This is a genomic window from Bradyrhizobium campsiandrae (assembly GCF_014529705.1).
GTDB classification, from domain to species: Bacteria; Pseudomonadota; Alphaproteobacteria; order Rhizobiales; family Xanthobacteraceae; genus Bradyrhizobium; species Bradyrhizobium campsiandrae.
This window is the reverse complement of sequence record NZ_JAANIH010000032.1, coordinates 1-13,459: the sequence shown is the minus strand read 5'-3', so window position 1 is coordinate 13,459 and position 13,459 is coordinate 1. Positions and strand designations below refer to the sequence as shown.

Annotated in this window: 14 protein-coding genes; 5 read left to right on the top strand and 9 right to left on the bottom strand. The window is 65.2% G+C overall.

What is annotated here, in order from left to right:
• Positions 1 to 603: a DNA-3-methyladenine glycosylase gene (locus G8O24_RS23100; protein ID WP_188103328.1), complete on the bottom strand. Its 603-nt coding sequence runs from the start codon at positions 601 to 603 to the stop codon at positions 1 to 3.
• Between the two features lie 130 nt (positions 604 to 733).
• On the opposite strand from G8O24_RS23100, the gene lipA reads away from it, so the two are divergent.
• On the top strand, positions 734 to 1,690 hold the full coding sequence (gene lipA, locus G8O24_RS23095; RefSeq protein ID WP_188103326.1) for a lipoyl synthase: 957 nt from the start codon (positions 734 to 736) through the stop codon (positions 1,688 to 1,690).
• Positions 1,691 to 1,696: 6 nt separating this feature from the next.
• A complete protein-coding gene (locus G8O24_RS23090; protein ID WP_188103324.1) occupies positions 1,697 to 2,179 on the top strand; it encodes a type II toxin-antitoxin system RatA family toxin in 483 nt (160 codons plus the stop codon).
• Between the two features lie 176 nt (positions 2,180 to 2,355).
• Here G8O24_RS23090 and G8O24_RS23085 read toward each other — a convergent pair whose 3' ends face one another.
• The 8 genes from G8O24_RS23085 to G8O24_RS23050 all read right to left on the bottom strand — a co-directional run bounded on the left by G8O24_RS23085 (position 2,356) and on the right by G8O24_RS23050 (position 9,514).
• Positions 2,356 to 3,171 carry a c-type cytochrome gene (locus tag G8O24_RS23085; protein WP_188103322.1) on the bottom strand — a complete coding sequence of 272 codons (816 nt, stop codon included), beginning with the start codon at positions 3,169 to 3,171 and terminating at the stop codon, positions 2,356 to 2,358.
• The gene (locus tag G8O24_RS23080) at positions 3,171 to 4,793 is read right to left on the bottom strand and encodes a b(o/a)3-type cytochrome-c oxidase subunit 1 (RefSeq protein WP_188103321.1); all 1,623 of its coding nucleotides are present in this window, start codon (positions 4,791 to 4,793) and stop codon (positions 3,171 to 3,173) included. Before G8O24_RS23080 ends, G8O24_RS23085 begins: the two co-directional genes overlap by 1 nt.
• Positions 4,780 to 5,346, bottom strand: coding sequence for a cupredoxin domain-containing protein (locus G8O24_RS23075; protein ID WP_188103319.1), 567 nt, complete (start codon positions 5,344 to 5,346; stop codon positions 4,780 to 4,782). Before G8O24_RS23075 ends, G8O24_RS23080 begins: the two co-directional genes overlap by 14 nt.
• Entirely contained in the window at positions 5,343 to 5,519 is a 177-nt protein-coding gene (locus G8O24_RS23070) for a hypothetical protein (protein WP_188103317.1), read from the bottom strand. Before G8O24_RS23070 ends, G8O24_RS23075 begins: the two co-directional genes overlap by 4 nt.
• Positions 5,520 to 5,536: 17 nt before the next feature.
• Entirely contained in the window at positions 5,537 to 6,775 is a 1,239-nt protein-coding gene (locus G8O24_RS23065) for a c-type cytochrome (RefSeq protein ID WP_188103316.1), read from the bottom strand.
• Between the two features lie 11 nt (positions 6,776 to 6,786).
• Positions 6,787 to 7,494 (bottom strand): c-type cytochrome, encoded by a 708-nt coding sequence (locus tag G8O24_RS23060; protein ID WP_188103313.1) that lies wholly within the window; start codon positions 7,492 to 7,494, stop codon positions 6,787 to 6,789.
• A 226-nt stretch (positions 7,495 to 7,720) separates the two neighbouring features.
• Positions 7,721 to 8,329: a CinA family protein gene (locus G8O24_RS23055; protein WP_188103311.1), complete on the bottom strand. Its 609-nt coding sequence runs from the start codon at positions 8,327 to 8,329 to the stop codon at positions 7,721 to 7,723.
• A 3-nt stretch (positions 8,330 to 8,332) separates the two neighbouring features.
• Positions 8,333 to 9,514 carry a bifunctional 2-C-methyl-D-erythritol 4-phosphate cytidylyltransferase/2-C-methyl-D-erythritol 2,4-cyclodiphosphate synthase gene (locus tag G8O24_RS23050; protein WP_188103310.1) on the bottom strand — a complete coding sequence of 394 codons (1,182 nt, stop codon included), beginning with the start codon at positions 9,512 to 9,514 and terminating at the stop codon, positions 8,333 to 8,335.
• A 283-nt stretch (positions 9,515 to 9,797) separates the two neighbouring features.
• Here G8O24_RS23050 and dusB point away from each other — a divergent pair, with 283 nt between their 5' ends.
• From dusB to ntrC, 3 genes are read left to right on the top strand one after another with little or no spacing between them, the layout of a single operon-like run.
• On the top strand, positions 9,798 to 10,799 hold the full coding sequence (gene dusB, locus G8O24_RS23045; RefSeq protein WP_188103441.1) for a tRNA dihydrouridine synthase DusB: 1,002 nt from the start codon (positions 9,798 to 9,800) through the stop codon (positions 10,797 to 10,799).
• Complete coding sequence (locus G8O24_RS23040) at positions 10,796 to 11,971, top strand: two-component system sensor histidine kinase NtrB (protein WP_188103308.1); 1,176 nt, start codon at positions 10,796 to 10,798, stop codon at positions 11,969 to 11,971. Before dusB ends, G8O24_RS23040 begins: the two co-directional genes overlap by 4 nt.
• Positions 11,972 to 11,980: 9 nt before the next feature.
• The gene (gene ntrC / locus G8O24_RS23035; protein ID WP_188103306.1) at positions 11,981 to 13,423 is read left to right on the top strand and encodes a nitrogen regulation protein NR(I); all 1,443 of its coding nucleotides are present in this window, start codon (positions 11,981 to 11,983) and stop codon (positions 13,421 to 13,423) included.
• The last annotated feature ends 36 nt before the right edge of the window (positions 13,424 to 13,459 follow it).

Sequence of the window (13,459 nt, the reverse complement as noted above, 5' to 3'; positions counted from 1 at the left end):
CTATTTCGGAAACGGCTTGCTCAGGAACTTCGAGCCCCTGATGCCATAACGCCAGGGCAGCTCGACCGCCTTGGTGATGCCGATCCGGATGCCGGTCGCGACCTCGATATCCTCCGTCCGCGCATGCAGTGCGAACGGCGGCCGATCGAGGGGCAGGGTGTTGTGCGCGATGGTGATCCCGAGGGCCTCGGTCAGCTTGCCCGGGCCCGAGCACAGCGCATGCACATCCTGCAGATGGCGGCGGCGGCGCATCGCGGCGAGGCCATGCGTCGGTTCCAGCGCTCGTATCAGGACCGCACTCGCCGAGCCTTCCGCCTCGCAGACGAAGTTGACGCACCAGTGGATGCCGTAGGAGCGGTAGACATAGGCAAAGCCGGGCGGACCGAACATGATCCGGTTCCGGGGCGTCGGCCCGTTATAGGAGTGTGCCGCTGGCTCGGTGTGATGATAGGCCTCGACTTCGACGATGATCCCGCCGACGCCGTCGACCAGCATGGTCGCCCCGATCAGGTCGGGCGCGACCTCGCGGACGTCGCGATCGAAAAAGCCGCGCTTCAGGGCCTTGCCGAGCCGCGGCGTGGAAGTCTTCGAGACTGGAGCCATTCGAGGTGAGAATCGCCTGAGAACAGAGCAGGATATTGCCCATATCTGCCATGTTCCCTGAAGCGGCGCGAGCCGGGTTGCGGCAGGCCCCCAGACCGACTAGGTAGGACCTGAACAGACCGGACAGATCATGGTCGTTATTGTCGATACCATCACGAACCCGCTCCGCCCGCGCCACCCCGAAAAGGTGAACCGCCCAGACTCCGCTTCGCCGCCGAAGCCGGACTGGATCCGTGTGCGCGCGCCCAACACCCGCGGCTATGCCGATACCCGCAACATCGTGCGCGCCAACGGCCTGCACACGGTGTGCGAGGAGGCTGGCTGCCCGAACATCGGCGAGTGCTGGGACAAGAAGCACGCGACCTTCATGATCATGGGTGATACCTGCACCCGGGCCTGCGCCTTCTGCAACGTCAAGACCGGCCTGCCCAACGCGCTGGATGCAGCCGAGCCGCAGAACGTCGCCGAGGCTGTCGCCAAGCTGGGTCTTGCCCATGTCGTCATCACCTCCGTCGACCGCGACGACCTCGCCGACGGCGGCGCCGAGCATTTCGCCCAGACCATCCGCGCCATCCGCTCCGCGTGTCCCTCGACCACGATCGAGATCCTGACGCCGGACTTCCTGCGCAAGGAAGGCGCGCTCGAGGTCGTCGTCGCGGCGAAGCCCGACGTCTTCAACCACAATCTCGAGACCGTGCCGTCGCGCTATCTGACGGTGCGGCCGGGTGCGCGCTATTTCCACTCGATCCGGCTGCTGCAGCGGGTCAAGGAGCTCGACCCCACCATCTTCACCAAATCCGGCATCATGGTTGGCCTCGGCGAGGAGCGCCACGAGGTGCAGCAGGTGATGGACGATCTGCGCTCGGCGGACGTCGACTTCCTGACCATCGGGCAATATCTCCAGCCGACCCGCAAGCATCACGCCGTGATGCGCTACGTGCCGCCGGACGAGTTCAGTTCCTACGAAAAGGTCGCCTACACCAAGGGCTTCCTGATGGTGTCGGCGAGCCCGCTGACCCGTTCGTCGCATCACGCCGGCGAGGACTTTGCGAGACTGAAGGCCGCGCGGGCAGCTAGCGCGCGCTGAACCGATATGCCCAAATTTTCGAGCAAGCGCCGTGTCCATCACAGCGCATCCGAGATGTTTGATCTGGTCGCCGATGTCGAGCGCTACCCGGAATTCGTGCCGCTGTGCAGCGCGCTGAAGATCCGTCAGCGCGTGGCCAAGCCCGATGGCACCGAGGTGCTGGTCGCCGACATGACGGTGTCGTTCAAGCTGGTGAGGGAATCCTTCACCAGCCGCGTCACGCTCGACCGCGCCAATCTGAAAATTCTGGTCGAATATCTGCAAGGTCCGTTCAGCAACCTCGAAAACCGCTGGACCTTCGAGCCGAAAGGCCAGCAGGACGGCAACGATGTCTGCGACGTCGGCTTCTTTCTCGCCTACGAATTCAAGAGCCGCATGCTGGCATTGCTGATGGGCTCGATGTTCGACGCTGCATTCGCGCGGTTTTCAACCGCGTTCGAGAAACGGGCCGATGCGATCTACGGCCGGCCGAAGCTGGCGTCGACGTAAGCCTTGTAGTCTCGTGTCCCGTAGTCTCGTGTCCCGGACGCGCTGCAACGCCCTTAGCGTTGCTACGCAGAGCCGGGACCGATAGCGACAGACCCCTCACTCGATAGATGGGCCCCGGCTCTGCAGCGCAGCGCTGAAGAAGCGCAGCGCTACGTCCGGAGCACGAACCATTCACTTCAATCCACCGCCTTCACCACATCCGGCGGCTGCGAGGCGTAATACGCCGCGGCCGCCTCGATCTCCTGTGGCGTCATCGCGCGGGCGATGTTGCGCATCTGCTGGCTGATATCGTTGCGGCGCTCGCCGGCCGCGAACGCCTGAAGCTGGGCTTTCATGTAGGCCTCGGACTGTCCCTCCAGCCACGGGCTGCCGGTCTTGTTGTCGAGGCTGCCATGGCAGGCGCCGCACGGCGCGATGCCGCGCACTGGCGCGCCATAGATGACGATGTTGGGCTTGGGCAGTTGCGGCGTTGGATGGTAGGCGGGCAGCCGCGGCAGATAAGCGTAGTAGTTCGATAGATCGGCGATTTCATCGTCGGTCAGGTTGAGGGCGAAGGGCGACATCACGGCGTTGGTGCGCGCGCCGGAGCGGAAATCATGCAGCTCCTTGTAGATCACAGCCGCATATTGGCCGGCGAGGTTTGGCGAGTCCGCGCGGCTGATGCCGGTCGGGCCGTGGCAGATCGCGCAGCGCTGCGCCAGCGTCGCACCGCGGCCGATCGCCTCCTGGCTTGGACGTGATAGTGTGTGCGAAGTCAGCACGACCTCCGACAGGCGTTTTTCCTGCTGTGGCGCCGTCACGTTTGCCGCGCGTTGCACCACGCCGGCGGCGCTGCAGATCGCGTCCCAGACATTGGCGAATTGGACCCAGGGCTGCGCGAAAGGCAGCACGACGAATCCGGCGATCGCGGTCACGATCAGAATCGCCGCGGTGATGCCGACGCCGAGCGAGAAGTGGCGATTGCTGAAAGTGAAGAGGTCGCGCCTGCTCATCACTGCGCTCCCACATAGACGGCTGGCACCGACGTTCCCGCAGAGGTCGCGAGGTTGAGGATCGGATAGCCGTAATTGGTGATGGTGAGCGCGATCATCAACGCCACCCACAGCGCATGGGTGTTGAGTGCGACGGGCACGGTTGCCGGCTGGTGCACGGCGACCGCAAAGCGATAGGTGCCGGCGTCGGCCCGAGGCGCACGCATGCCGCGCGCCAGGACGACGATGAACATGATGCCCGAGGTGAGCAGGATGAAGCCGCCGATCGCGGAGAACGTCACCGAGAGCGCCTGCGGCGCGATCGCGGGATCGCCGAAGTCGAAATAGGCCATGCGGCGGGGCATGCCCAAAATGCCGACCCAGTGCCACGGGAAGGTGGTCACGATCATGCCGATGAACCACAGCCAGAGCTGGGTGCGGATCAACCTGACATCGATCAGCTCGCGGCCGGTCAAATGCGGCCACAGATCATAGGCGATGGCAAAATACATGATCACGATGGCGCCACCGAAGATCAGGTGGAAATGGCCGGTGATCCACTGCGTGTTGTGGATCGAGGTATCGAGCTGATAGCTCATATTGATGAGACCGCCGGCGCCGCCGAAGCCGAGCATGACGAACGAGAACGCCAGCGCCAGCATCATCGGATTGTCCCAGGGCAGGGCTCTCATCCAACCGAACAGGCCGCGGCCGCCGCGAAGCCGCGCCGCGATCTCGACCGAGGCGCAGATCGTGAACACCGTCAGCAACGTCGGCAGCGCCACCAGCGCGGTGAAAGCTGAATGGATGAACTTGAAACCGGCACCGACCATTGGATCGGCAAAAGTGTGGTGCATGCCGATCGGCATCGCCACCACCAGGAACAGGATGAAGGAGATCCGCGCCATGGTATCGGAATAGACCCGGCCGCCGATCGCACGCGGCACAATCGTGTAATAGGCGATGTAGGTCGGCATCAGCCAGAAATAGACGATGGCGTGCAGCGTCCAGGAGAAGAAGATGCGCGCGAGACCGGCGTCGATCGTGTTTTTCAGCCCCGCTGCGACCGGGATGATCTGAAGCAGCAGCTCGAGCGCCGCGCCGACTGCGGTCCAGGCCCACAGATAGGAGCCCGCGACATTGGCAAACATCGCCAGCGGCACCGGCGCGCCCGGATGGGCCTTGCGCCAGACCCGCAGGTTGACCGACATCAAAGCAACCCAGATCCAGGAGCCGACGACGACCAGCACGACGCCGAGGTAGTAGAACACATTGCCGATCAGCGGCGGATAGAACGTGTAGAGCACCGAGGCGCGCCCGAGCGCGATCGGGATCACCGCCACGACGCTGCCGGCGACGATCAGCCAGAATCCGGTCCAGGCCCAGCGTACGCCGACCAGGCGCTGCTCCAGCGCAGATTCGCTGATGGCATAGCCGAACCCCATCGCGACCAGCGTCGGGAAGACGTAGCCCATCACGGTGCCATGCGCGGTCAGCGAGCGATAATAGAGCTCGGGGTTGGAGAGCCATGTCCCGATCGGGCTGCGAATGAACATCTGCCAGGCGCCGAGCGTCAACGCGACGCCGAACACCGCAAACGCCAGCCAGAAATGGGCGAGAATGAGCTTCCTATTGACCAACACAGCCCAGCCTCCCGCCGGCTTTCGCACGATTTGCGAAGTCGGTCTTGTCGATCACCTTGACCTTGCCCCACATGCCTTCGTGGCCGAAGGAGCAGAACTCCTGGCAGGGCATCAGATAGTCCCCGGTCCTCGTAAAGCGCATCAGCTGCTCGGAGATGTAGCCCGGCACCAGCATGGTGTTGACGTTGGTGCCCTGGATCAGGATGCCGTGCACGACGTCGGCGCTGGTGGCGCGCAACGTGATCGGCGTATCCACGGGCACGACGATGCAGGCCGGCGTGAAGGAATATTGCTGGCCGATCGCACGCACGGTGACGTTGCCGTTGGCTTCGAGCACGCTGCCGAGATTGCTCTCGACGAACTCGCCGGAGAGATGAATCCGCGACGGATCGGTGGTCTCGACACGCGGCTGCGGCATGGTCGCGCGATGGATGCCGGCGAAGGCCGCCAGCAGCGCCATGCCGACGATGATGATCACGGCAACGGTGGCCCAACGTCGCTCGACACGCGCGGCGACTTCGGCACTGCTGCCATGGGCGCCTTCCGCGCTCATTGCAGGGGTCCGCGCGGCAGAAAGACGAACAGGTAGAACGCAAGCCACATCGCAACGACGCAGGCCGTTGCGATGCCGGCCAGCACGATGGCGCCCGATGGCCCCTGTGCAACGACTTCCTCGACGGCCTGGTCGGCAGCGGCCGGGCTTGTCGGCGGATCGGAATTGAACATGGTGGATGTGGCTCCCGTCAGTTCAGCGGTGCGGAGCGCAGCTCGTTGGCCTCGCGGGCCGAGACCGGCGTGCCGCGATTGCCCCAGGCGGTGCGGATGTAGGAAACGACGGCGGCGACTTCGTTGTCGGAGAGCAGACCGGCGAAGGGAGGCATGCCATAGGGCATCGGATTGCCCTTGGTGCCCGGCGGATAGCCGCCATTGAGCACCATGCGGATCGGATTGACCGCCGACTGCATCTCGATCGACTGGTTGTTGGCGAGCGGCGGCCAGTGCGGCGGCTTGCCTTCGCCCTGCGTGCCATGACAGCTCGCGCAGTTCTTGTCGTAGACGGTCTTGCCGAGGCTGATGAGCAGGCTGCTCTCCGTGTTCGGCAGGGTCGAGCTCGCCGGCGGAGGCGAGGAGGCCTCCGCAATGCCCTTCAGGTACACCGCCATCGCCTTGGTGTCGGCATCGTTGAGATATTGCAGGCTGTTGTGCACGACCTCGGCCATCGGGCCGTAGACCACGCCCCGCGCGGAGACGCCGGTCTGGAGCAGATCGGTGATGTCCTTGATGCTCCAGTCGCCGAGCCCCGCCTCGCGGTTGGAGGTGAGTGAAGGTGCATACCAATTCTGCATCGGAATCAAGCCGCCCTTGAAAGCGTCGGATTGCGAGGTGCCGCCGAGCGCATTGATCGGCGAATGGCACATACCGCAATGGCCGAGGCCTTCAACCAGATAGGCGCCGCGATTCCATTCGTCGGATTTGGTTGGATCGGGCTTGAACTCACCCTCGCTGAAGAACAACGTGCGCCAACCGAGGATGAGCTGGCGGTTGTCGTAGGGGAAGCGCAGCTCGTGCGGCCGGTTTTTCTGGTTCACCGGGGGGATGGACCGCAGATAAGCGAAGATCGCGTCGCTGTCGGCGCGCGTGACCTTGGTGTAGGAGGCGAACGGCATCGCGGGATAGATCAGCCCGCCATCCGGGAAGCGGCCACTGTGCATGGTCTTGTAGAAATCGTCGGCGCTCCATTTGCCGATGCCGGTCTCCGGGTCGGGCGTGATGTTGGAGGTGTAGAGCGTGCCGAACGGGGTCGGCATGGCGCGGCCGCCGGCGAACAAGCGGCCCTCCGGTGCCGTGTGGCAGGCCGTGCAGTCGCCGGCGCGGGCGAGATATTCGCCGCGAGCAATGACATCGCTATTCTTATCCTGCGCACGCGCGACCGTGGTGAGCGCGGCCAAAGCCAGGAGTGCGATCGACAGTTTCGAGCCCATCATCCGCCTCGTCAGTTGGGCTGACTGCCGCAGCCGAAGGACAGCGCATAGGTGCCCTTCGCCACGGGAGCCCGATTGTCGGGAGCAGGCCGCGTCGCGAGCCAGGCGGCGACCGCGGTGACATCGGCTTCGGTCAAATGGCTGGCGACGACCTGCATGCAGTCGGGCGATTTCGCGGTGCGGGTGCCGTACCGCCAAGCGCCGAGCTGGGCGCTGATATAGGGCGCGCGCAATCCAAGCAAACCGGGGATACCGGGCTGCATACCGGTGAGACCGGGACCGTGGCAGCTCACGCAGGCTGGAATGTTGCGGCCGGCGTCGCCGCTGGTCGCAAGCTGCTCGCCTTGCGCGAGGACGTCCTTGCTGACTTCGCTCGGCGCCGGCGGCGGCAAAGGCGGGTGTTCGCCGGCGAAATACTCCGCCATCGCTTGCAGATACGGATCTGGCAGGAATTCCAGCAGATAGTTCATCGGCGGATATTTCCGTCGGCCGCTGCGGAAAGCGAGGAGCTGGTTGTAGAGATAGCCTGCCGGCTTGCCGGCAAGGCGCGGGAAATAAACATCGCTGGTGCCTTCGCCCTTGTTGCCGTGACAGGGCGTGCAGGCCTCGACCCGAGCCGCCATCGTATCTGGCGGCTGATTGGCCGTTTGCGCAGCCGCACCATCAAAGGCGGCCAAAGTGACAACAAGTGCGGCCGAAGCCGCGGTGCGAGCGAGCACTTCGCCGCCCTCCACAATGCTGGTCCGGTTGATTCCGGACCACAACGTAGAGCGGCATTATTGCGCCAATATTTTCCGACGCAAGATCGCCTGGGCGTAGCGACGATTTGGTCGCAGCGCTGCGTCGCACATCGCGATCGATTTCGACAAATTTGCGTGCAATTTGACAAGCAAACACGTCGCTGCCGTCTCGCGACGCGTTGCGCGCAACAGCGTGTGGGTGCGGTCAGCCCCGCGGCGACCTTGGCGGCCTGCGTTTGGCAACGTGGCGGCGCGGCGTGCGCGTGACGCGGGGACGCAGGCGGCTCGCGGCAGCGCGTTGCGGCTTCGCGGCGGCTTGCGGGCCGCGGGCAAGCTCCATCAGCATGCGGAGCGCCTCGACCACCGAGCGCTGGCGGACGGTCGTGCGGCCGATCGCGCCAAACCGCTGCTCGCGATGGATGATGCGGCCATCGCGTGCGGCAGCCGCAAAATGGACGAGGCCGACCGGCTTGCCCGGCGTGGCGCCGCCCGGGCCCGCGATGCCCGTGATGGCGACGGCAAGATCGACATCGGCGCGCTCGAGCGCGCCGACCGCCATCGCCGTCGCGGTCTCCTTGCTGACCGCGCCGAAATTGGTCAGCGTGCTTGCTTCGACACCCAACATCGCGCGCTTGGCGTCGTTGGAATAGGTGACGAAACCGCGATCGATGACATCAGAGGAGCCGGGAATGTCGGTCAAGGCGCCGGCGACGAGGCCGCCGGTGCAGGATTCGGCGGTTGCGATCGTCAGCTTGCGCATCCGGCAGAGATCAAGCAGCGAGCGGGAGAGGGCGCGTGCGTCGCTGCCGGCCATGACCTACAGGCTCCAGGGGAGGCGGATGGTGGCGCTCGCGGTGGCCGCGATGCCTTCCTCGCGGCCGGTGAAGCCGAGCCGCTCGCTGGTGGTCGCCTTCACGGCGACGCGCGAGATGTCGACCCCAGAGATCTCGGCAATGCGCGCGCGCATGGTGTCGCGCAGCGGACCGATCTTCGGCCGCTCGCAGATCATGGTGACCTCGAGATTGGCGATGCGGCCGCCGCGCGCCGTGACGCGCTCGATGGCATATTTCAGGAATTGGTCGGAGGAGGCGCCCTTCCACTTGGCGTCACTCGGCGGGAAGTGCGAGCCGATGTCGCCGTCGGCGAGCGCGCCGAGGATGGCATCGACCAGCGCATGCAGGCCGACATCGCCGTCGGAATGCGCCAGGAACCCCTTGGTGTGCGGCACGCGCACACCGCAGAGCATGAGGTGATCGCCTTCGCCGAAAGCGTGGACGTCGTAACCGGTGCCGCTCCTGATGTCGCCGAGCAGGCTGGCCAGGCGTGCTTCCTCGCGCACGAAATCCTCGGGGGTAGTGAGCTTCATGTTGGCAACATCGCCTTCAAAGGTCGCAACCGTCAATCCCGCCCATTCGGCGATCGCGGCATCATCGGTGAATTCAGATCGTCCGTCCTTGGCCGCGCGACGATGCGCTTCGAGGATGACGTCGAAACGAAAGGATTGCGGCGTCTGCGCGATTCGCAGGCGCGCGCGGTCGGGCGTGTCCTCGACATGGCCGTCTGCACTGGTGAGCTTGATGGTGTCGGTGACGGGGACGACGGGGATCGCAGCCCCCGTGCGGCTTGCCGCCTCGATCGCGCGCGAGATCACGCCTGAAGAGACGAAGGGTCGCGCGGCGTCGTGGATCAGGACGATGTCGGGCCTGTGCTTCGCAAGCGCTTCGAGGCCCGACAGCACAGAGGCCTGGCGCGTCGCCCCGCCATTGGCTGGCGCCTCGTGCCTGAGGCCTGCGACCGCTGCCGTGAACATGGCGCTGTCATCGGGGTTCACGACCGGCTGCACGGCGAAAACGTCGGGATGGGTGCTGAAGGCTTCCATGGCGCGGTAGATCACGGGCACGCCGCCGATCTCGCGATATTGCTTGGGACCGCCGGCGCCAGCGCGCATGCCACGTCCGGCCGCGACAAGAACGACTGCGGTGCGCTGTGATTTCGCCATAGGACTCAAATATTCGATTGTTAAGAGAAGCGTCGGGGTATGGGGGTGATCGCCGGCATGCCTCTAGCACGGCAGGCCCGCAAAAAAAGGGGGTTTCCCCGGATTGTGGGAAACAGCATTTTGCTGCACTGCACTTGAAAGATCTGCAGAACTGTCTAAACTGTAGGCATGACGCTTGACTGCACAAGAATTGTGCGCAAGATAGACCATGGCAGACGCGATGAGGCGCTGCCCTTTCAACGAGACCACTGTGACCGGCTCGGCAGGACCAGGCTCCAAGCCATTGAAAATAGGCGATATTGAAATCGCTACCCCGGTCTTCCTGGCGCCGATGTCGGGAGTGACGGATTCACCCGTCCGCCGGCTGGCAGCCGAGTTGGGAGCCGGTCTGGTCGTCTCCGAGATGACGGCCAGCGACGAGCTCGCCAACGGCCACCGCATGTCGCGGTTGCGCTGCGAAGCAACCGGGGTCGGGCCGCACGTGGTCCAGCTTGCCGGTTGTGAGGCGCATTGGATGGCGGAGGGCGCCCGGATCGCCGAGGCCGAGGGCGCCGACATCATCGATATCAACATGGGCTGCCCAGCCCGCCACGTCACCGGCGGCCAGTCGGGCTCGGCCCTGATGCGCGATCTCGATCATGCCGTGAGCCTGATCGAGGCGACGATCTCAGCCGTGAAGGTGCCGGTGACGCTGAAGATGCGGCTCGGCTGGGACGATCGCACGCGCAACGCGCCGGAGCTGGCGCGCCGTGCCGAGGCCGCAGGCATCAAGCTCGTCACCGTGCATGGCCGGACCCGCTGCCAGTTCTACAAGGGGCAAGCCGATTGGGATGCAATCCGCGCGGTGCGTGAGGCCATCTCCATCCCGCTCGTCGTCAATGGCGATATCACCTCTTATGAGAAGGCGCTCGCAGCGCTTCAGGCCTCAGGCGCCGACGCCGTGATGATCGGCCGCGGCGCAAATGGCCAGCCCTGGTTGCCCGGCGAGATCGGCCGGCGGCTGAAGGGCGCGGCGGCCGAAGCCCCGCCGTCGCTCCAGACGCAGCTGCATTATATTCGCAGGCTCTATGAGGGCGTTTGCGCGCTCTACGGCCTGCGCGTCGGCCTCAAGCATGCGCGCAAGCATCTCGGCTGGGCGCTTGATGTCGCGGCCGATGCGAGCGGTGCGCCGGTCGAGACGCTCAAGGCGTGGCGCCGGAAGATCCTGACGTCCGAGGACCCGGGCCAGGTTGACCGATCACTGCAAGATGCCTTCGACGACTTCGCATGGAGCGCTGCTGCATGAGCTCAGCTGCTGAACATCGTCGGCATGTGTCGTCCGACAGCGATGCGATCCTGGACGCCTTGCCCAATCCCGTGCTGCTGATCGGGCCGGACGGCAAGATCGTCGGCGCCAACATCGCGACCGAAGCCTTCTTCGATATCTCGACGCAGTTCCTGAAGCGGCAGTCGCTGAAAGAGCTGGTGCCGTTCGGCAGTCCGTTGCTGGCGCTGATCGACCAGGTGCGCTCGTCGAACTCGCCGGTCAACGAATACAAGGTCGATCTCGGCACGCCGCGCATGGGGGGCGATCGCCAGGTCGATCTCCACGTCGCGCCGCTGACCGAGCGCCCCGGCCATATCGTGGTGATGCTGCAGGAGCGATCCATCGCCGACAAGATGGACCGGCAGCTGACCCACCGCAGCGCGGCACGCTCGGTGATCGCGCTGGCGGCGATGCTGGCGCACGAGATCAAGAATCCGCTCTCCGGCATCCGCGGCGCGGCGCAACTGCTGGAGCAGCAGGCGTCTTCCGAGGACCGCATGCTGACGCGTCTGATCTGCGACGAGGCTGACCGCATCGTGACGCTGGTCGACCGCATGGAGGTGTTCGGCGACGAACGGCCCGTGGTGCGCGGCCCGGTCAACATCCATTCCGTGCTCGATCACGTGAAGCGGCTGGCGCAGTCCGGCTTTGCCCGCAACATCCGTTTCATCGAGGATTACGATCCCTCGCTGCCGCCGGTGCTGGCCAACCAGGACCAGCTGATCCAGGTGTTCCTCAATCTGGTGAAGAACGCCGCCGAAGCCCTGATCGACGTCCCCGACGCCGAAATCCAGCTCACCACCGCGTTCCGCCCCGGCGTGCGCCTGTCAGTCCCCGGTCAAAAATCCCGTGTATCCCTGCCGCTCGAATTCTGCGTGAGGGACAATGGACCGGGCGTGCCGGACGATCTTCTGCCCAATCTGTTCGATCCCTTCGTGACCACCAAGCAGACCGGCTCTGGCCTCGGTCTTGCTCTGGTCGCCAAGATCATCGGCGATCACGGGGGCATCATCGAATGCGAGTCTCAGCCGCGCAAGACCACCTTCCGCGTGCTGATGCCGATGTACTCGACATCGGCCAAACACGCCGATCACAGCAGTCGCGACGGCTCCGCCGGGAAGTCGTCGTCTGCATCACAGGGGGCAAAATGAGGATTAACGATGCCCGCAGGTAGCATTCTCGTCGCTGATGACGACACCGCCATCCGCACGGTTCTCAACCAGGCACTGTCCCGGGCCGGATATGAAGTCAGGCTGACCGGCAACGCCGCGACGCTGTGGCGCTGGGTCAGCCAGGGCGAGGGCGATCTCGTCATCACCGACGTGGTGATGCCGGATGAAAACGCCTTCGACCTGCTGCCGCGCATCAAGAAGATGCGGCCGAACTTGCCCGTCATCGTCATGAGCGCGCAAAACACCTTCATGACCGCGATCCGCGCCTCCGAGCGCGGCGCCTACGAATATCTGCCAAAGCCCTTCGACCTGAAGGAGCTGATCGCGATCGTCGGCCGGGCGCTTGCCGAGCCGAAGGAGCGGGTTGCGACGCCGGACGACGATTCCGAGATGGAGGCGATCCCGCTGGTCGGCCGCTCGCCGGCGATGCAGGAAATCTACCGCGTGCTGGCGCGGCTGATGCAGACCGATCTCACGGTGATGATCACGGGCGAGTCCGGCACCGGCAAGGAGCTGGTGGCGCGCGCGCTGCATGATTACGGCAAGCGCCGTAACGGCCCGTTCGTCGCGGTCAACATGGCGGCGATTCCGCGCGACCTCATTGAATCGGAATTGTTCGGCCACGAGCGCGGCGCCTTCACCGGCGCCAACACGCGGGCCTCCGGCCGGTTCGAGCAGGCCGAGGGCGGCACGCTGTTCCTGGACGAGATCGGCGACATGCCGATGGAGGCGCAGACCCGCCTGCTGCGCGTGTTGCAGCAGGGTGAATACACCACGGTGGGTGGCCGCACCCCGATCAAGACCGACGTGCGCATCGTTGCGGCCTCCAACAAGGATCTGCGCGTGCTGATCCAGCAGGGGCTGTTCCGTGAAGACCTGTTCTTCCGCCTCAACGTCGTGCCGCTGCGGCTGCCGCCCTTGCGCGAGCGCATCGAGGACCTGCCGGATCTCGTGCGTCACTTCTTCGCGCTCGCCGAGAAGGACGGATTGCCGCCGAAGAAGCTCGATGCGCTGGCACTGGAGCGGCTGAAGCAGCATCGCTGGCCCGGCAACGTGCGTGAGCTCGAAAACCTCGCCCGGCGCCTCGCCGCGCTCTATCCGCAGGACGTGATCACGGCGTCCGTCATCGACGGTGAGCTGGCGCCGCCCTCGGTCAGCCCGGGGGCCGCCGTCCAGCAGGGTGTCGACAATCTCGGCGGCGCGGTGGAGGCCTATCTCTCATCGCACTTCCAGGGCTTTCCGAACGGCGTGCCGCCGCCGGGCCTCTATCACCGCATCCTCAAGGAGATCGAGGTGCCGCTGCTGACGGCCGCGCTCGCCGCCACCCGCGGCAACCAGATCCGCGCCGCCGACCTGCTCGGCCTCAACCGCAACACGCTGCGGAAGAAGATCCGGGATCTCGATATCCAGGTGTACAGGAGCGGGGGCTAGTCCTCGCGACCAAAGCGCCGCGCGTTTGCGCGGACG

Bases quoted from the DNA above. Each gene is read 5' to 3' on its own strand.
- G8O24_RS23070 (WP_188103317.1), bottom strand. From the start codon at position 5,519: ATGTTCAATTCCGATCCGCCGACAAGCCCGGCCGCTGCCGACCAGGCC.
- ntrC (WP_188103306.1), top strand. From the start codon at position 11,981: ATGCCCGCAGGTAGCATTCTCGTCGCTGATGACGACACCGCCATCCGC.
- G8O24_RS23065 (WP_188103316.1), bottom strand. From the start codon at position 6,775: ATGGGCTCGAAACTGTCGATCGCACTCCTGGCTTTGGCCGCGCTCACC.
- G8O24_RS23050 (WP_188103310.1), bottom strand. From the start codon at position 9,514: ATGGCGAAATCACAGCGCACCGCAGTCGTTCTTGTCGCGGCCGGACGT.
- G8O24_RS23075 (WP_188103319.1), bottom strand. From the start codon at position 5,346: ATGAGCGCGGAAGGCGCCCATGGCAGCAGTGCCGAAGTCGCCGCGCGT.
- G8O24_RS23090 (WP_188103324.1), top strand. From the start codon at position 1,697: ATGCCCAAATTTTCGAGCAAGCGCCGTGTCCATCACAGCGCATCCGAG.
- lipA (WP_188103326.1), top strand. From the start codon at position 734: ATGGTCGTTATTGTCGATACCATCACGAACCCGCTCCGCCCGCGCCAC.
- G8O24_RS23100 (WP_188103328.1), bottom strand. From the start codon at position 603: ATGGCTCCAGTCTCGAAGACTTCCACGCCGCGGCTCGGCAAGGCCCTG.
- G8O24_RS23055 (WP_188103311.1), bottom strand. From the start codon at position 8,329: ATGGCCGGCAGCGACGCACGCGCCCTCTCCCGCTCGCTGCTTGATCTC.
- G8O24_RS23085 (WP_188103322.1), bottom strand. From the start codon at position 3,171: ATGAGCAGGCGCGACCTCTTCACTTTCAGCAATCGCCACTTCTCGCTC.
- G8O24_RS23040 (WP_188103308.1), top strand. From the start codon at position 10,796: ATGAGCTCAGCTGCTGAACATCGTCGGCATGTGTCGTCCGACAGCGAT.